The sequence below is a fragment of the Bradyrhizobium sp. Bra78 genome (assembly GCF_024519855.1).
GTDB classification, from domain to species: Bacteria; Pseudomonadota; Alphaproteobacteria; order Rhizobiales; family Xanthobacteraceae; genus Bradyrhizobium; species Bradyrhizobium japonicum_G.
Genome location: NZ_JALJRE010000002.1, coordinates 345,178 through 363,377 on the forward strand (window position 1 = coordinate 345,178; position 18,200 = coordinate 363,377).

General features: G+C 58.6%; 20 protein-coding genes. 16 read left to right on the forward strand and 4 right to left on the reverse strand.

Features of this window, described 5'->3' with window-relative positions; genetic code table 11:
• Positions 1-7: 7 nt before the first annotated feature.
• Together OC450_RS05600 and OC450_RS05605 are read right to left on the reverse strand one after the other, a co-directional pair.
• The gene (locus tag OC450_RS05600; protein ID WP_410050498.1) at positions 8-634 is read right to left on the reverse strand and encodes a GntR family transcriptional regulator; all 627 of its coding nucleotides are present in this window, start codon (positions 632-634) and stop codon (positions 8-10) included.
• Positions 635-953: 319 nt separating this feature from the next.
• Entirely contained in the window at positions 954-2,357 is a 1,404-nt protein-coding gene (locus OC450_RS05605) for an MFS transporter (protein ID WP_262047399.1), read from the reverse strand.
• Between the two features lie 330 nt (positions 2,358-2,687).
• Here OC450_RS05605 and OC450_RS34390 point away from each other — a divergent pair, with 330 nt between their 5' ends.
• The 7 genes from OC450_RS34390 (at position 2,688) to OC450_RS05635 (ending at position 9,199) form a co-directional block, all read left to right on the forward strand.
• Complete coding sequence (locus OC450_RS34390) at positions 2,688-2,840, forward strand: alpha/beta fold hydrolase (protein ID WP_410050499.1); 153 nt, start codon at positions 2,688-2,690, stop codon at positions 2,838-2,840.
• A 239-nt stretch (positions 2,841-3,079) separates the two neighbouring features.
• Positions 3,080-4,030: a LysR family transcriptional regulator gene (locus OC450_RS05610; RefSeq protein WP_262047400.1), complete on the forward strand. Its 951-nt coding sequence runs from the start codon at positions 3,080-3,082 to the stop codon at positions 4,028-4,030.
• Between the two features lie 91 nt (positions 4,031-4,121).
• On the forward strand, positions 4,122-5,912 hold the full coding sequence (gcl, locus tag OC450_RS05615; RefSeq protein ID WP_262047401.1) for a glyoxylate carboligase: 1,791 nt from the start codon (positions 4,122-4,124) through the stop codon (positions 5,910-5,912).
• A gap of 11 nt (positions 5,913-5,923) precedes the next feature.
• A complete protein-coding gene (gene hyi, locus OC450_RS05620) occupies positions 5,924-6,709 on the forward strand; it encodes a hydroxypyruvate isomerase (protein ID WP_262047402.1) in 786 nt (261 codons plus the stop codon).
• Between the two features lie 12 nt (positions 6,710-6,721).
• Positions 6,722-7,609 carry a 2-hydroxy-3-oxopropionate reductase gene (locus OC450_RS05625; protein ID WP_262047403.1) on the forward strand — a complete coding sequence of 296 codons (888 nt, stop codon included), beginning with the start codon at positions 6,722-6,724 and terminating at the stop codon, positions 7,607-7,609.
• Positions 7,610-7,628: 19 nt separating this feature from the next.
• Positions 7,629-8,900: a glycerate kinase gene (locus OC450_RS05630; RefSeq protein WP_262047404.1), complete on the forward strand. Its 1,272-nt coding sequence runs from the start codon at positions 7,629-7,631 to the stop codon at positions 8,898-8,900.
• Between the two features lie 2 nt (positions 8,901-8,902).
• Positions 8,903-9,199, forward strand: a complete 297-nt coding sequence (locus OC450_RS05635) for a pyruvate kinase (protein WP_262047405.1) — start codon at positions 8,903-8,905, stop codon at positions 9,197-9,199.
• A 194-nt stretch (positions 9,200-9,393) separates the two neighbouring features.
• Here OC450_RS05635 and OC450_RS05640 read toward each other — a convergent pair whose 3' ends face one another.
• A complete protein-coding gene (locus OC450_RS05640) occupies positions 9,394-9,684 on the reverse strand; it encodes a hypothetical protein (RefSeq protein ID WP_410050500.1) in 291 nt (96 codons plus the stop codon).
• Between the two features lie 54 nt (positions 9,685-9,738).
• Entirely contained in the window at positions 9,739-10,665 is a 927-nt protein-coding gene (locus tag OC450_RS05645) for a LysR family transcriptional regulator (protein WP_262047406.1), read from the reverse strand.
• A gap of 115 nt (positions 10,666-10,780) precedes the next feature.
• Between OC450_RS05645 and OC450_RS05650 the strand changes: the two genes are divergently transcribed.
• The 9 genes from OC450_RS05650 (at position 10,781) to OC450_RS05690 (ending at position 18,146) form a co-directional block, all read left to right on the forward strand.
• A complete protein-coding gene (locus OC450_RS05650; RefSeq protein WP_262047407.1) occupies positions 10,781-11,449 on the forward strand; it encodes an isochorismatase family protein in 669 nt (222 codons plus the stop codon).
• A 16-nt stretch (positions 11,450-11,465) separates the two neighbouring features.
• Positions 11,466-12,191 carry an Asp/Glu racemase gene (locus OC450_RS05655; protein ID WP_262047408.1) on the forward strand — a complete coding sequence of 242 codons (726 nt, stop codon included), beginning with the start codon at positions 11,466-11,468 and terminating at the stop codon, positions 12,189-12,191.
• Between the two features lie 48 nt (positions 12,192-12,239).
• On the forward strand, positions 12,240-13,553 hold the full coding sequence (locus OC450_RS05660) for an MFS transporter (protein WP_262047409.1): 1,314 nt from the start codon (positions 12,240-12,242) through the stop codon (positions 13,551-13,553).
• Positions 13,554-13,556: 3 nt separating this feature from the next.
• On the forward strand, positions 13,557-14,291 hold the full coding sequence (locus OC450_RS05665) for an aspartate/glutamate racemase family protein (RefSeq protein ID WP_262047410.1): 735 nt from the start codon (positions 13,557-13,559) through the stop codon (positions 14,289-14,291).
• A gap of 144 nt (positions 14,292-14,435) precedes the next feature.
• Complete coding sequence (locus OC450_RS05670; protein WP_410050501.1) at positions 14,436-15,194, forward strand: amino acid ABC transporter ATP-binding protein; 759 nt, start codon at positions 14,436-14,438, stop codon at positions 15,192-15,194.
• 23 nt (positions 15,195-15,217) lie between these two features.
• Positions 15,218-16,021, forward strand: a complete 804-nt coding sequence (locus tag OC450_RS05675; RefSeq protein ID WP_262047411.1) for an ABC transporter substrate-binding protein — start codon at positions 15,218-15,220, stop codon at positions 16,019-16,021.
• A 26-nt stretch (positions 16,022-16,047) separates the two neighbouring features.
• Positions 16,048-16,719 carry an amino acid ABC transporter permease gene (locus tag OC450_RS05680; RefSeq protein ID WP_262047412.1) on the forward strand — a complete coding sequence of 224 codons (672 nt, stop codon included), beginning with the start codon at positions 16,048-16,050 and terminating at the stop codon, positions 16,717-16,719.
• 26 nt (positions 16,720-16,745) lie between these two features.
• Positions 16,746-17,144, forward strand: coding sequence for a RidA family protein (locus OC450_RS05685; protein ID WP_262047413.1), 399 nt, complete (start codon positions 16,746-16,748; stop codon positions 17,142-17,144).
• Between the two features lie 126 nt (positions 17,145-17,270).
• Entirely contained in the window at positions 17,271-18,146 is an 876-nt protein-coding gene (locus tag OC450_RS05690) for a PhzF family phenazine biosynthesis protein (RefSeq protein WP_262047414.1), read from the forward strand.
• Positions 18,147-18,200 lie beyond the last annotated feature (54 nt).

The window sequence follows — 18,200 nt, forward strand, 5'->3', positions numbered from 1 at the left end:
ACACGGCCTAAAGTGTCGAGCGCGCGAAGCTCTCGATATATCCCACCAGCTTGTCCGATGCGGCGCCCGCTTTGTCAGCATCGTGTGAGGCGATGGCCTCTGCGACTTCCGCGTGCAGTCGAGCGGCCAGCGGAAGGTCCGCGGCTTCCTTATAGTGCTGATACCAAAATCGACGTGACAGTCCGTGCATGAGGCCCATGGACCGAGTGGCAAATTCGTTCCGGGCCGCCGCGGAAACAAGAGTATTGAATTGCTGATCTAGTCTCATGAACGAAATATCGTCAGCCTCGGTTGCTGCGTCACGCATCCCGCTAGCAATCTCGCTAAATTGCTTACGTTCCTCTGTAGTTGCACGTTCGGCGGCTCCACGGGCCATCAGCCGCTCGAGTTCACGGCGAACTTCCAACAGTCTCAATTGCGCTCGAAGGTCAATGTCAGAGACGAGTACGCCACGGCGTGGCAAAATATTTATAAGTCCATCGCGTGACAACCGTTGTAAGGCCTCGCGGATCGGAGTGCGACCAATTGCAAGGCGTGCTGCAAGCACAAGTTCAGACAGCACGGTCCCAGGGGGCAACTGCAGCGTGACGATCAATTCCTCGATCTGCGCGTAGGCCCTGTCTGTTAGCGTCACGTCATCGGCTAGATTGGTTGCTACTCTACGCTTGACAAGTGTTGGGGATCGCTGTGCTGAAGTTTGGAGGCGCTTAGGTGATCCACCCTTAAGTCCCGACGATCGCGCTTTGGTTGAGCTATTTCTGCTTCTGGCCATAAAACGCCCTGCGCCGCAAAGGAAAGATCACCTGTACTCATTAGATATGTCACAAAATATTGGACGACATCAAGGCCCGGGGGGCACCAAATGGCGCTTGTTCTTGCATTTCTAATCTGTCACCAACCGATCAAGGCAGCGCAAAGGCGGCCGTTTGGGCCACCTTCTAGCTGCCGTTGATTCAGTGTGAGATGCTCTCAAGGGTTCGACCACGTGTTTCCTCTCCAAGCACCAATACTGCTAATGCCGCCAGCACGAACGCACCAGCGCCCAACGCGAATACGCCGACCTGGCCTGTCGTTGGCAAGATCACGCCTATAATGTAGGGGCCGATGAGAGATCCGATTCGTCCGATAGCGGATGCAAAGCCGGTTCCAGTGGCTCGTATTTGCGTTGGATAAAGCTCTGGCGTGTAGGCATAGAGCGCTGACCACATGCCGAACAAGAAGAACTGCATAAAGAGGCCTGCGACGATCAACTGCGTCTGGTCCGTTGCCGCCCCGTAAAAATAGCATGCGGTGGCACCGGCTAGCAGATTGAGCGCCAAGGTTGCCTTGCGCCCCCAAGCTTCTACAAGCCACGCCGAGCACAGGAACCCCGGAATGCCAGCCAAAGAAATCATGATGGTGTAGAAAACCGATTTGGTAACTGGAAAGCCCTTGGCCTGCAGCAAAGCGCCAAGCCAGGTTGTCAAGCCATAGAAGCCAAGAAGCGCGAAGAACCAGAGCATCCACAGCATCGCAGTCCGTTTCGCATACACGCCCGAAAACAAAGAGCGGATTCCCGCGACGTCCGAAACCTGGATCGCCTGAGGAGTTACGGGAGGCAACTGTTGGCCGCCGAGACGTTCAGCTACCTTTTTCTCAATGCTGCGGATAACTGACTCCGCTCGCTCCACATGCCCATGTGATGCGAGCCATCGGGGCGATTCCGGCACGTATCGCCTGACGACGAGTACGAAAACAGCAGGGATTGCTTGCAAAATGAAAATCCAACGCCAGTCGGCGACCGTTAGCACGGCGTAGGTTAGCAATCCCGATGCGATGAAGCCGAGGGGCCAGAAGCCCTCGAGAAATGCAATGTAGCGACCACGGTTCGCTGCCGGCATTATCTCGGATACCATCGACTGCGCCACAGGGAACTCCATCCCCATGCCAAAGCCCAGGAGCAGCCGGGACGCGCCAAACATGGTGGCCGTCGTAGACAGGCCGCAAAGAAGACTTCCCAGTCCCCAAAAGACCATGCTGACCTGAAACACGCGGGCGCGACCAAAGCGATCCGCCAGGAGACCGGCCGAAGCCGCGCCCAGAAACATTCCCAGGAAACTCATGCTCGACAGCAGTCCCGTCTCAGCGGTGGACAGTTGAAACGTCTGACGGATAGACCCCAAAACAAAGGTCAATGCTGCAAGATCCATACTGTCAAAGAACCATGCCGTAGCAATGACGGCAAAGATGCCTCTTTGATACGACGTAAGCGGAAGCCGATCGAGACGGGCTGCGACGTCGGCCACCTGTGAAGCTCGGGCCGTGCGTGTACCGGCGGCGGAAGTCAAAATAGGGCCGGCCGACTCTAAACTGGTCATGTGTTTCTCCCCTTGGTCAATTCCGGCCGGCGCGATGTTTTTCTTAAGATTTTTGACGCCGGTCGCCTGAAATGTCAGGCAGATGAAGCTGACATATCAGACGACAATTGACATATCAACTGTATATGAGCAATATCTTTCATAGAAAGGTCGCGGCAATCGGCCTCACAAAGATGGTCGCTAAAAAACGGCTGTCAGCCGGGCAGTAAACACCGATCACTTGCACCACAGGGAAACCACACGGCGTGAGCTTCTTAGCGTTTCAACTTCGGCCGCACTTGGCGTGCTGGCGCCTGTCGCCGGGCGTGCAGCATCCCAACGTACTTTGTGGTGGTTCACGGCTCTTGGCGCGGGATTTGGTGCTGGAAACGGGTTGAAGATCTCCTGAGAGCCCAAGGCAACCGAGTGTATGCACCAAGCTTCACGGGCATGGGAGATCGGACGCGTCTACTCACCAAGGAAATAACGTCTGATACTTCGTAAGCGATATCGTTGGATTCATTGAGAGCTAAGAACTCACCGATGTTGTTCTTGTGGGGCCCAGCTATGTGGGATCCGCGAAGATGCGCGCTAACGTGGAGGAAGATGACAGGATTGTTCCCCGCGGCCCCGGGCTTTTGCCATTCGTAATCATCGCATGCCTCGCGCGCGGACGAGTTCGTATGTCTAGTCTCTAACTGTTCGGGTTTTTTGCGCACTTTCAGAATGGTCTGGTAGTCACCTTGGATCACATTGCAAGCATTCGGACGTTCACGCGAGTTGTGGAGCTCGGGAGCTTTTCCAAGGCGGCTGACGACCTTGTGCTTTCCCAATCAACTGCAACGAAACATATTGTATCCTTGGAAAGTCATCTCCGCGTAAGGCTTCTCAATCGCAACACCCGAGGTGTGAGCCTGACCGAGGCTGGCGCTCTGTATTACGATCGTTGCAAGCTCATTCTGAAAGAAGTCGACGATGCGGATGCCCTTGTTGGTCGCCGCAACGAGGGTCTGGTTGGCGCTCTACGAATTTCGACCTCGGTGGCATTTGGTCGCCGTATCGTAGCGCCTATGTTGATAGATTTTATGCGCGAGCATCCGCACCTCAAGATCGACCTAACTTGTGAGGACGCCTATGTCGATCTGGTGTCTCGCGGCCTCGATGTTGCCCTTCGCATGGGGCGACTCGCTGACTCGACCCTGGGGGGAAGATACCTTGGTTCAAATCCGTGGGTGATGGTCGCCTCGTCGGATTATCTTGCGGCGCACAGCGCTCCGAAGACGCCCGAGGATCTGGCTGATCACGATTGTGTTGTTTACTCGAGCGTCCAGGGGGATGCCGTTTGGCAGCTTCGTTCACGCGAGGGAGAAAACCACGCCATCGTCGTCAATGGACGCCTCCGTTCAAATAATCTTTCCACGCTGTTATCTGCGGTTCAGCTCCATCTGGGAATCGCAATTTTACCACACTACGTGGCGTCACTAGCGCTCAAATCGGGTGAGATCGTTCGTGTCCTGGAAGAATACGTCTTACCCGACCAAGAGTTGCACGCAGTCTTTCCTTCTCCAAAGCTTGTGCCGCAAAAGGTGACTGCCTTCATCCACTATTTGAGCCCCCGTTTTCAAGGCAACTGGTGGGATGTCGATGGGAGCCGCTTGCGGCGTTTTCGGTCACCGGTTTCCAAATCGGAATAACTGATATCGGGCGAATGCCATTCGCAAGGTGCTTCCTTTCCGTCACAGCATATGAGGTCAAGAAAATTCAAGCTAGCGAAGGAGAAAGCCCGTGGCAAAGATGCGTGCAATCGACGCTGCCGTGCGTATCCTAGAAAAGGAAGGCGTTATTTGCGCATTCGGTGTTCCGGGCGCCGCAATCAATCCGTTGTATTCGGCCCTGAAGAGACGCGGTTCGATCAACCACATTCTGGCACGCCACGTCGAAGGTGCCTCGCACATGGCAGAGGGCTATACCCGCGCCTGCGCAGGCAATATCGGCGTTTGCATCGGCACATCGGGCCCGGCCGGCACCGACATGATCACCGGGCTTTACTCGGCGATCGCGGATTCGATTCCGATCCTCTGCATCACCGGCCAGGCGCCGCGGACGCGGCTTTACAAGGAAGACTTTCAGGCCGTCGATATCGAGTCGATCGCCAAGCCCGTGACGAAGTGGGCGGTGACGGTACGCGAACCGGCGTTGGTGCCGCGCGTGTTCAGCCAAGCGTTTCACGTCATGCGCTCGGGGCGTCCCGGTCCGGTGCTGATCGATCTGCCGCTCGACGTGCAACTGGCGGAGATCGAATTCGACGACGAAACCTATGAGCCGTTGGCGGTCTATAAACCCGCGGCAACGCGCAAGCAGATCGAGAAGGCGCTCGACATGCTCGATGCCGCCGAGCGCCCGTTGATCGTCGCGGGCGGCGGCGTCATCAATGCCGATGCCTCCGATCTGCTGGTGGCGTTCGCTGAGATCGTCAATATTCCCGTGATACCGACGCTGATGGGATGGGGCGCCATTCCCGACGACCACGTGCTGATGGCCGGAATGGTCGGATTGCAGACCAGCCACCGCTACGGCAATGCGACGATGCTGGAATCCGACTTTGTGCTCGGCATAGGCAACCGCTGGGCCAACCGGCACACCGGCTCGATCGAGACCTACACCAAGGGCCGCAAATTCGTCCATGTCGATATCGAGCCGACCCAGATCGGCCGGGTCTTCAATCCCGATTTCGGCATCGTCTCCGACGCCAAGGCCGCACTGGAATTATTCGTCGCGGTGGCGAAGGAACGGCAGAAGTCCGGCAAGCTGAAGCAGCGCCAAGCCTGGCCCGCGGCGTGCCAGGATCGCAAGCGTTCGATGCTGCGCAAGAGCCATTTCGACAATGTGCCGATCAAGCCGCAACGCGTCTACGAGGAGATGAGCAAGGCGTTCGGGCGCGATACCTGTTACGTCAGCGTGATCGGGTTGTCGCAGATCGCCGGCGCCCAGTTCCTTGGTGTCTATCAGTCGCGCAACTGGATCAATGCCGGACAGGCCGGCCCTCTCGGCTGGACGCTGCCGGCGGCCCTTGGCGTCCGTGCCGCCGATCCGAACAGGGAGATCGTCGCACTTTCAGGCGATTACGATTTCCAGTTCCTGATCGAGGAGCTCGCGGTCGGTGCGCAATTCAAACTGCCCTATATCCATGTCGTCGTGAACAATTCCTATCTCGGCCTGATCCGCCAGGCCCAGCGCGGCTTTGACATGGACTATCACGTCCAGCTCTCGTTTGAGAACATCAACGCGCCCGAGCTCGGCGGTTACGGTGTCGACCACGTCGCGGTCGCCGAAGGCCTCGGCTGCAAGGCGATCCGCGTCACGGATCCAAAGGACTCGCAGGCGGCATTTGCGACCGCGCGCGAATTGATGGCGAAACACCGCGTGCCCGTGGTGGTCGAGTTCATTCTCGAGCGCGTCACCAACATTGCGATGGGCACCGAGATCGACAACATCGTCGAGTTCGAGGAGGTGCTGGACTTACCCCTCGACGAGGTCGGGACCGCGCGGCCCGGCGTGCTTCAGCCGGCGGAATAGGGGACAGCATCATGCCGAAATTCGCCGCCAACGTCACCATGCTCTTCAACGAGATGCCGTTTCCAGACCGCTTTGCCGCGGCGAAAGCGGCGGGCTTTAGCGGGGTCGAATATCTCTTCCCCTATGATTTCGACAAGGCGCTGCTGCGCGAGCAGTTAGAGGCCCACGGTCTGACTCAAGTGCTGCACAATCTGCCCGCCGGCAATTGGGCGGCGGGCGAGCGCGGCATCGCGATCATGCCCGATCGCGTCGCCGAATTCCGCGATGGCGTGTTCCGCGCCATCGACTATGCCAAGGCACTCGATTGCGAGCAGCTCAACTGCCTGGTCGGCATTGCGCCTGTCGATGCTGATCCGCGCGAGCTCAACGAGACCCTCGTCGGAAACCTGCGTTTTGCCGCCTCGACGCTGGCGCGCGAGAACATCAAGCTGCTGGTCGAGCCGATCAATACCCTCGACATTCCCGGCTTCTTCCTCAACGGCACCGAGCAGGCGGTGCAGCTGATCTCCGAGGTCCGGTCGAACAATCTGTTCATCCAGTACGACATCTATCACATGCAGATCATGGAGGGCGATCTTGCCCGCACCATGCAGGAATATCTCCCCCAGATCGCCCACATCCAGCTCGCCGACAATCCCGGCCGGCACGAGCCCGGCACCGGCGAGATCAACTATCCCTTCCTGTTCCGCCACCTCGACGCGATCGGCTATCGCGGCTGGATCGGCTGCGAATACAAGCCGCGCACCACGACTCTGGAAGGCCTGTCCTGGCACGCGGCGCAGACATTCGAGACCTGAGGACATCAAGACATGATCGATATCGGCTTCATCGGACTTGGCACCATGGGACGGCCGATGGCCAGCCATCTCCTGGCGGCAGGCCATCGCGTTCTCCTGCATGACGTCGCACCCGTCGCGCCCGAGCTGATCGCGGCCGGCGGCGTCGCCTGCAAGTCGAGTAAGGAGGTCGCGGAGAAGGCGGATGCCGTCATCATCATGGTGCCTGATACGCCGCATGTGGAAGCCGTTCTCTTCAGCAAGGACGGTGTCGCCGCTGGCATCTCCAAGGGCAAGATCGTCGTCGACATGAGCTCGATCTCGCCGCTGGCCACCAAGGAATTTGCAAAGAAGATCAACGCCCGTGACGCCGATTATCTCGATGCGCCGGTTTCAGGTGGTGAGGTCGGCGCCAAGGCGGCGTCGCTGACCATCATGGTCGGAGGTCCGGAAAAGGCGTTCAATGCCATGAAGCCGCTGTTCGAAAAGATGGGCAAGAACATCACCCTCGTCGGCGGGAATGGCGACGGCCAGACCACCAAGGTCGCCAACCAGATCATCGTGGCCTTGACCATCGCGGCGGTTGGAGAAGCGCTGCTATTTGCATCGAAGGCCGGTGCCGATCCGGCGCTGGTGCGGCAGGCTCTCATGGGCGGCTTCGCTTCTTCGAGAATTCTCGAAGTCCACGGTGAACGTATGGTGAAACGAAATTTCGAGCCCGGCTTCCGTATCGAACTGCATCAGAAGGACCTTAACCTCGCGCTGGAAGGTGCACGGGCGCTCGGGCTGTCGTTGCCGAATACCGCCATGACGCAGCAGCTCTTCAATTCTTGCGCGGCGCATGGTGGCAAGGCCTGGGACCATTCTGCGATGGTGCGGGCGTTGGAGATGATGGCAAACCACGAAATCGGAAGCGCGTGAATCCGATCGGACGCAAGCCATGAGTATCGATTATCGTCGTCTGTTGCTCGACATGTTTCAAGCGGCGGTGAACGCGGCGGCGCCCACCCTGTGCGTACCGGCGTATCTGCCGCCGCGGCCGAAGGGCCGCACAGTCGTTGTCGGCGCTGGCAAGGCGGCGGCTTCGATGGCGGCGGCTGTGGAGGCGCATTGGAACGGACCGATCGAAGGCTTGGTGGTGACCCGCTACGGTCACGGCGTGCCGTGCCGGCATATTGAGGTGGTCGAGGCATCGCATCCCGTTCCGGATGAGGCGGGATCGAATGCGGCGCGCCGGATCCTCGACAAGGTTTCCGGGCTGACAGCGGACGATCTTGTGTTGGTTCTGATTTCGGGAGGCGCCTCGGCGCTGCTGGCCTTGCCGCCGGACGGCATCACTCTGGCCGACAAGCAGGCCGTCAACCGTGCCTTGCTGAAATGCGGCGCTCATATCGCCGAAATGAACGCGGTGCGAAAGCACTTGTCCATCATCAAAGGCGGACGTCTCGCGGTTGCCGCCGCACCCGCGCAAGTGGTCACACTCGCGATTTCCGATGTGCCGGGCGACGATCTCTCCGTTATTGCGTCCGGTCCCACTGTGCCAGACGCCTCCACGCGTTCTGACGCGCTGGCCGTATTGGCAAAATATGGCATTGAGATTCCGGCTACCGTTGCCGTGCATTTGAATGATGGGGCGTCAGATACGCCGACGCTGGGCGATCCGCGCCTTGCAAATGTGGTCAATATTCTTGTGGCAACACCGCAGAAGTCCCTGGAAGCTGCGGCCAAAGTCGCGCGTGATGCCGGATTGGCGACCATGATCTTGGGCAACGCGATCGAGGGCGAGGCCCGCGACGTCGGCATCGTTCATGCCGGCATCGCGCGGCAGTGCGGAGATTGGGGGCAGCCGCTTGAAATCCCTTGTGTGCTCATCTCCGGTGGTGAAACCACCGTAACTGTGCGCGGCAACGGCAGGGGAGGCCGCAATGCGGAGTTTCTTCTAAGTCTGGGGATCGCCGCAGATGGCAGGAACGGCATCTGGGCGCTCGCCGCAGATACGGACGGCATTGACGGCAGCGAAAACAATGCAGGAGCGATCCTTACACCCGATATGCTGCACCGAGCGAAACGCACCGGCATCGACGTCAAGACGCGGCTCGCGGACAATGACGCCCACACCGTATTCGCAGCGCTGAACGATCTTGTCGTGACCGGTCCCACGCTTACCAACGTCAACGACTTCAGAGCCGTATTGGTCACACGGAGGAGTTGATTTTGCGTCGGCCACGGAAAACAAAAATCGGCGCGACACACGGGCCTTCTAGTTCGTCACCCGCGATGATTCGATCCTTTTTCGATGCGGGCGTCGATATGTTCCGACTAAAGCTCAGCCATGGAAACCATGAGGATCACAGGAAGCGCTTTGAGGCGATCAGAAATGTCGAACGAGATGTAAGTCGTCCCATCGGAATCATGATGGACCTGCGAGGCCGCAAAACTGCGCATTGCGAACGCCGGTCACAGTTTGACGGTCGCAACCGAGCGAGACGCCACGTCCAGGATGGCGGATAGCATCCTGGGAGGGTGCCGTCAGACAGAGAAGTGATCGGTCCACTTCAGACTGCCACGATCAGCGAATCTCGTTATCGGTGCCTGCGAGCCCCCGAACTTGGTAGCCGCCGTCTCACGGCGTGTTGCTATTTGGACGTCCTTCGATGGCGCTTCCTTAAGTTAGTTCAAACTAGCCCATGATGGATTGGAGCGATTCATGAAGCTGCATAGAGCGTCGAATTTTCAACGCGTCCCGCTTCCGATTGATCATTGTTCAATTTGAACAACCCGCCACCTTGTTCTGTTGCCGAAGCGGCTCCTCGGCTTGCGCGTCGGCTGCCACCTCTTCCGAGCCAATCCTGCAACGAACCTTCTTGGGTTATGGATGCACCCAGCGCAGCAAATACGGCGCTGCTGATCGCCTGCAGTTGGCTGCGCAGATGACCTTCGAGAAGCTCGTGCCGCGTAATGTAACCTCCGTTTACTCCGGGAATGGCATGGTTCATCAGGAGCTTGGCGTCGATCTCCGAGACACCTGCTCGGCCGAGCGCGATCTCTCATCAAGCCTCGGCCGCGTTTGGAGCTCCGAGCTTGTCGCCGGACAATGCTGCACTCAGCTGCCGAGCCAAATTGGCCATATAAGCGCATTCGATTCCGCTGGCATCGTCCCACCACATCGCGCAGATGTTGAGCGGAAGGATCGGTGGATCCGCTTCCGGAATGCGCAGCCCAAGTTCGTTGCCGAAGGCCGAGACCATCGCCTGGGGCACCAGCGCTGCTCCACCGCGCACACTGGCAAGGCGCGCGAGAATGGCGATGGTGTCGCATGTGACGACCCTGCCGGGCTTTACTGCTCGCGCGCCGAACCAGGCCATCATGTTTGTGAAGAGCCCGGAAGGAGGGGCCGTCGTATAGATGGGAACATCGACCAGCACGTCGGGCGTCGCCAGCGATCCCTTGAACGGACAATCCTTCCCGATCACCCAAACGCTATCAACAGACCAAAGCGGAACGACCGAGATTCCGTCGTGAACGCGTGGTTGAGCGAGAAACGCGATGTCGATGGTGCGTTCGAGCAACGCGGCTTCGAGCCGCGTGCTGACGTCGACCTCGACATTGATCTGCCAGGACGGGTGCCGTGCCTCCAGCGCCGCCAAGAGGTCAGGCAGGATCAACGCGGCGAAAGACTCGGCCGTGCCGATCCGGAACAGTCGTTCGTCCGAGAGACTGTTGCGCGAGCGTCGTTCGATCTGCTCGGCGATCGCCAGCATGCGTTCGGTATCGGCATAGATCGCGACGCCGGCTGGTGTCATGACCGGACGATACAGCGAGCGGTCCAGAAGTTCTGCACCGAGATTTCGCTCGAGCTCTCGGACGCGCAGGCTCACCGTCGGTTGCGTCAGATTGAGCTGCGCCGCAGCTGCCCTGAAGCTGCCGAGCTTCGCCACCCAATAAAACGCCTCCGCCTGGCCGAGTGTGTAACGCATGGCTCGGGATGATAGGGCGATCCTATCATGTTGCAAGGACTCTTAATTTTCATTGCCCTCCAGCCGATGCTACCGCCTTGACGAACGTCGTCGCTCGCAAGTGGAGGAAATCGGCATGGCTGACGAAGTCTCGTCTATCCACGAGGATGGAGAGATCTATCAACGTCAGGGCTTCGGCAATCGATCGGGCATGGGTCATCGCCCCGCACTCGTCATCGTCGATTTCGTCAACGGCTTTGCCGACCCCGCGGCGTTTGGTGGCGGCAATATTCGCGAAGCGATCGCCGAAACGCAAGGCCTGCTGGGGTTCGCCAGGTCGGTGAGTTGGCCGGTCGCTTTCACCAGGGTCGTGTTCGCCGACGATGCGAGCGACGCCAATGTGTTCTCGCGCAAAGTCCCTTCGCTTCTCTCTCTCACGGAAGAAAATCCGCAGTCGGCGGTCGTGAAAGAGTTGGCGCCCCGGTTAGGCGAGCTGGTTCTGCGGAAACGATTGCCATCAGCCTTTGCCGGCACGGACCTCGCCGCCTGGCTGACGAACCGCAACGTGGACACGCTGGTTGTGGCTGGAGCCACGACATCCGGATGCGTCAGAGCCACGGTCGTCGATGCAATGGGGAGCGGGTTTCTCGTCGTCGTTGCGGCTGACTGCGTCGGAGACCGCGCTGAGGGCCCGCATCGCGCCAACTTGTTTGACATGGCGCAAAAATACGCGGACCTCATGACCGCGCAGGATATCCGGAATTCGTTTCTCGAGGCGTACAGCGCTGGAGGCGCAAATGACTGATTCTTTGGGTTTTCGTTTGAAGCTGGGCATCATTGCGCCATCCACCAACACCGCTGTTCAGCCCGAGATGGACGCGATGCGCCCCTACGGGGTGACCAATCATCATGGCCGGCTTCATATCCCAAACGATACGATCAGGAACGACGCCGACTTCAACCGTGTGATGGACAACATCCGCGCGACGATGGACGAGGCGGCGCGGGTGGTGATGACCTGTCAGCCCGACCGCCTTGTGCTCGGAATGTCGTCCGAGACGTTCTGGGACGGGCTTGACGGCAGCAAGAAGCTGCTTGCGCGCATGCACGAGATCTCCTGTGGCGTTCCCGTCACCATGGGGGCGGAGGCCGTCCGCGCCGCACTCCCCAAGTACGGAAACATCCGCAGGATCGGCGTTATCACGCCGTACATGCCGCCCGGCGACGAGCAGGTTCGCCGCTTCTTCACGGAGTGCGGCTTCGAGCTCGTCGCTCTGAAGGGCCTGAGGGGAGCGTCCCCGGTGCAGTACGCCCACGTGTCGGAGAAAAAGCTTCGCGACACTATCAACGAGATCAATGATCCGTCGATCGAGGCAATCATCCAGGTCGGCACCAACCTCGCGATGGCTCGCCTGGCTGGTATTGCCGAGTTCTGGCTCGACAAGCCCGTCATTGCAATCAACACCGCAATCTATTGGCACGCTCTGCGACAGAGCGGCATCGAGGATCGGGTCCCCGGTTTCGGATCCCTGCTGACTGATTACTGACGGTCCAGTCGTCCAGATTTTTCGCGATCGATAATTGGGGGTAGGAAGATGGGCATCAAGAAGCGATACTTCGTGTACACCGGTCTCTTCGTGTTGATGTTCATCAACTACCTCGACCGGGTCAATCTTTCCGTTGCCGCCAAGCCACTGGCCGAAAGCTACGGCCTGTCGCCGATCGACATGGGGTACATCTTTTCAGCCTTTCTGTGGACCTATCTGCTCTGCCTGATTCCCATGGGGATGCTCGCCGACCGGTTCGGGGGACGTGCGGTCACCTACACGACGCTCGGCATCTGGTCGCTGGCCGGGATCTGGACCGGTCTGGCGGCAACCTATTCCTCGCTCGTTGCGTCGCGTCTCGTTCTCGGCATTGGCGAGTCCGCCAGCTATCCATCGGGCGGCAAGATCATTCGCGAATGGGCGCCTGCAAGCGAGCGTGGCATTGCCGCCGCCTTTCTCAACTGCGGAGCACATGCCGGTCTTTGCTTCGGCTCCGTCGTGGTGGGCTCGCTGATCGTAGAATTCGGATGGCGCGAGTCCTTCTATATCACTGGCGTGGCTGGACTTGTTATTGCCGTGGTGTGGTATCTGCTGTATCGCCGGCCGGAAGACGCGGCCTGGCTCGGCGCCGCGGAGCGCAAGTTTATTCGCGAAAGCCGCGGTGAGATCCCATCGGGCGCGACCGCGAAGCTGAATCAGATCGCTGCGCTGAAAGGGCTCTTGCGCAGTCCTACGATGTGGTCGCTTGCCCTGACTCAAGGGTGTGCCGGATACACACTCTATCTGTTCATGACCTGGTTGCCGAGCTATCTCGTGGCATCGCGCGGCATGGATGTCCTGAAGTCTAGTCTGTTCTCCGCGATCCCATACGGCACGGCTGCACTGCTTGGCCTCGGCCTGGGTTGGTTGAGCGATCGATTGTTGAAAGGGGCCAAGTCCAGCAACAGCGACCGGCGCAAGTTGATCGCGACGATGCTGCTTTTGTCTTCGATCATCCTCGCTGGCCCATTCGTCGAATCCATCTGGCTCATCGAGGCCCTCATCAGCATATCGCTCGCATGCGTCGCCACGGCAATGGCAATGAACATTGCCCTGACCGCCGATCTGATGTCTGACGGCCGCTACAACGGCGTTGCTACCAGCCTTCTCATCATGGGGGGCAATCTGTTTGGAACGGCTGCCCCGATCGCAACGGGTTACGTGGTCGCGGCGACCGGCGGCTTCTCCGGTGCGTTTTTGATTGCCGGCGTGCTGCTGCTCGGTGGAGCAATCGTCATCACGTTCGGTGCCAGGACACCAATTTACGTGTCGGATGAAGCGGACGTCCCCGCCGAGCGGGCCTGTATCGCTTCGGAAGCTTAGGCAATGGCAGAGATCGACTACGGTAGTCGCCTTCGGGTCGGCCTTTTAATGCCGTCGGGCAACCCGATCGCAGAACCCGAGATCCGTGCCATGCTGCCGGTGGGTGTCTCCCCGCTCGTGACCCGGTTGGCGCTGCGCGGCAGCTCGAAGCCGGAGCTCCTGGGGATGGTCGAGCAACTCGAGCCGGCATCCAGTCTTCTTGCCGATGCCGGCGTCGACGTCATCGTATTTCACTGTACGGCGGTCTCGACGTTTGCGCCGGACTTGGCGGCCGAAATTCGCCAGCGGGTGGAGGCTGCATCGAGTGTAAAATGCTTCACCACCGCAGATGCGATCATCAAGGCGTTGAGAAAGCTCAGTGCCACGCGCGTGACGCTGCTAAGTCCCTACATCAGCGAGGTTCACGAGCGCGAAATATCGTTCCTAGAGTCCAACGGCTTTGCGGTGGAAGGAAGTGCCCACCTCGGAATCAACACGAATTCCGAGATGGCCCGGATTACCCCCGATGCGATAGCCGAGTGGGCAGGTGACAACATCAGCCCGCGCGCGGACGCATGCTTCATCAGTTGCACCGCCATCAGATCGGCTCCCGTCATTTCGCGCCTTGAAGAGCGTGCTGGGATTCCGGTGTTGACCAGCAATCAATGCATGGTGTGGCAACTGTTGCGATCAAACGGTATTGACCTGAATCCCGGCGGCTTTGGTCGATTGTTCGCCATCGCGGGTTCCGGCGAGTAAGGAGGCTCCGTTCTCCAATCCGCCGCCGTGGTGATCTAATTCGGGCAACACCGCGCTCGCAAGTTACAGCTTTCCGCTCAGGCAGGGGTCCACTCTAATCTGGCGGATCAAAGCTACCGGCAGAAGGCGCGGAACTTCATAGTGTTGGCATCCAGGAAGACCATTCTCGAAGCCCGCCAGATCAAGAAGAGCTTTGGCGCACTCTCGGTGCTCAACGACGTTTCGCTGAACGTCGCGGAAGGCGAAATCGTCAGCCTCATTGGTCCTTCGGGCTCGGGCAAGACAACGTTCCTGAGGTGCCTGGCGCTGCTTGAGGAGATCTCATCTGGAGAGATCCGCGTCAATGGAGCGACCGTCGCGGGGGCGGCGTCCGCTCGGCACTCGCAACAAGCCGCCAAACTGGTGAGGCGGGACATCGGAATGGTGTTCCAGCAGTTCAATTTGTGGCCGCACATGACGGTTCTTCAGAACGTCATCGAAGCGCCCATGCGTGTTCGTGGAATTCCGAGGGATGTCGCCGTCGCATCAGCGATCGACATCCTGGCGAAGGTCGGGATTGCGGAGAAACGCGACGCATATCCGGCGCAACTCTCGGGCGGTCAGCAGCAACGCGTGGCCATATCACGCGCTCTGGCAATGAACCCTAAAGTCATCCTCTTCGATGAGCCGACGTCAGCGCTCGACCCGGAGCTTCGCCATGAAGTTCTCGCCGTCTTGAAGAATCTCGCCGACGACGGGCAGACCATGGTCGTGGTCACCCACGAAATGGGATTTGCCAGAAGCGTGAGCACGCGCGTCGCGTTTCTCGATGGCGGCAAGCTGGTCGAAGAAGGTGGATCCGAGGAGTTCTTCAGGTCGCCTAAATCCGAGAGAGCCAAGCAATTCCTTGAAATGATGTTCTGACCGACGAACGTGGGGGAGCCAAAATGAAAAAGCTGTCTATCCTTGCTGCTGGTATGATTGGTCTCTGCGCGATCTTCGGATCGGCAGCAGTCTACGCGCAGCAAAAGGTCTCGAAGCTGACCTTGATTCCGCAGAAGGGAAAACTTCGCGTCTGCCAGGTTCCCAACTATTACGCTATTTCATTTCGAAATCCGAAGACCGGTGAGCTCGAAGGCATCGATGTCGATCTCTCCAAGGAGCTTGCGAAAGAGCTCAATGTTCAGCTCGAAATTGTTGAGACGCAGTTCTCAACCTTCATTGCGGATCTTCAGGCTGACAAGTGCGATATCGGAATGTTTGCCGTCGCCGCGACCCTCAAGCGAGCTCAGGCGGTTGAATTTTCCAACCCATATCTCGAGTCCGGACTGTATGCCATCGTGAAGGATGGCAGCAAGATTCAGAGGTGGGAAGACGTCGACCAGCCCGGCGTCCGGGTCGTTACGGGGCTAGGAAGCTTCATGGATGATATCATGAAGGGCTACCTGAAAAGTGCAACCCAACGCAGCGTAGTGCCACCCGCGGATATGCTAAGCGAAATCGCCGCGAACAAGGCTGACGTATACATCAGTGACTATCCGGCCAGTATCAGGATAAAGCGCGAATTTGACTGGGCAAGGTTGATTACACCGTCCGAGCCGATTGCGGTTACGCCCTATTCGTATGTGGTCGCTCCAGGAGATCAGGTTTGGCTGAACTTCATCAACTTGTTCGTGCGAACGATTCACAATGATGGCCGACTCAAGAAGTATGCGGAAAAGCATAATCTTGGTCCGATGGTCGCCAAATAATCTGCTAGTGCGGCGCGAGTCGAGACATGAGCACGTACACGTTCAGATGGGACGTTGTGTGGTCCAACCTGCCCTTCCTGCTTTCGGGCCTCAAGGGTACACTGACCATATCCGCCGCCACGCTGGTTCTGGCGATGTTGGGTGGCTTGGTGCTGGTGTCTCTCGATCTCTCCAAATGGAGATTGGTGAGATCTATCAGCATCACGTTCGGCGAGCTGGTTCGCAACACCCCGATCCTGATCCAGTTGCTATGGTACTATTATGTGCTGCCGATCTCGTTCGGAATTGATATTCCGGCGATGTTCGCTGCAATTCTGGGGCTTTCGATATATTCGTCGGCCTTTATCGGCGAAGTGTATCGCGCTGGAATTCAAGGCGTTCCGAAGGGGCATGTTGAAGCGGCAAAGGTGCTCGGATTGAGCAAGCTGCAGACGTTCACTCGGATCGTGCTGCCTCAAGCGTTTTGGGCCAGTCTCCCACCACTGGCGTCAAACTTTGTCATGCTCATCAAGTACTCGTCACTTGCGTCCGTCTTGTCAGTGCCGGAGATCACGCGCAGGGCGACCGAATTGTCGTCCGCGACCTTCAGGCCGTTGGAGATATTCACTGCGGTAGCTGTCGTGTATTTCATCATATGTTGGCCTCTGACGCTGACGATAAGGTGGCTTGAGCGAAGGACTATGCGGCTCAGAAAGTGACACTCGACAACAAATGGAGGTCTTTCGTGTCAAGTGACAACGTGCGGTTGGTGGATTCTCACGCTCACAATCGGCCATTCTCACATGCATCGATTGTGGGGCCCTGGATCTTCACCAAGGGAACGGCCGGCTATAACCCGGAGACGGGTCAATTCCCGCTGGATATTCGCGAGCAGACGGCGCAATGCATGAAGAACCTCGCCAACATTCTCAAGGAGTGTGACGCGACGTTTGCCGATGTCGTCAAGGTCAACGTCTATCTCGTCGACGTTGGTGACTACGACGCGATGAATGAGGTGTATCTGCAGGCGATGGGCGGGCACAAGCCGGCGCGATGCTGTGTCGGCGTGCCGGCGCTGCCGTCAAAGAACGAGAACATGAAAATCGAGATGATCGCCTACAAGGAGGGGCGGAGCAAAGAGTAGCTTCTCCGGCAAGGGCATTGCGAGATGGACCGGCAGGCGCGCAATTCAAGATTGCGCGTTTTCAACTGCGCCAGCAGCTTGCTATGATGTACAGAAATTGCCGCCTGCAATTCCACGGAACCAAATATGAAGCGATCCTACAAAGTCGTTGACGTCTTTACCTCCCGACCACTCCTCGGCAACCCGGTTGCGGTGATACTCGATGCTGAAGGTCTCGGCACGGACGCAATGCAGGCTATTGCCGGTTGGACGAATCTTTCCGAAACCACCTTTGTCCTTCCGGCGACGTCCGCCGATGCAGACTACAGCCTGCGGATTTTCACCCCGGGCAGCGAGCTTCCCTTCGCCGGACATCCGACGCTGGGTAGCGCGCACGCAATCCTGGAAAGCGGACGCGCGAAGCTCCGGCCGGGCGGGCGGCTCATTCAAGAATGCAAAGTGGGCCTCGTCGAGGTCACGCGCGAGGAAGAGGGTAGCAACCAGCAGCTGACCTTCGCTCTACCGTCGGCAAAGCTTGATCCTTTGGGCGAAGCAGATATCGACGAGCTGAAGCTCATTCTCGGCTGCGCAGTGAGTGCGAAATCTGCACCAGGCCTTGTAAACGTTGGTCCTGTATGGGTGGTGGCGCAAATTGCCGACGCTGCATCTGTATTAAAGTTACGTCCCGATTTGGCGCGGCTGGCAAAGTTCGAGCACCGTCTTGGCGTCACAGGCCTGACCGTGTTCGGCGCTTACGAAAAAGGGGACTTTGCCATTGAGGTGCGCACCTTCGCGCCCTCCTGTGGGGTGATGGAAGATCCGGTCTGCGGAAGCGGCAACGGTAGCGTCGCTGCGTTCCAATGGGCGCGCGGACTTTTGGCACCGAGCGGACAATCCTATATCGCGTCGCAGGGGCAGTGCGTCGGTCGAGCTGGACGCGTGAAGGTGACAGTGGACGCGAACGGAAAGGCACGCATCGGGGGGGAATGCGTGACCTGTGTGGAAGGCTCAATCGCCATATAGAAATAGCACCGGCGCGATTGCTGCGACCCTCCGAATCTAGCTGATCGACCGTTG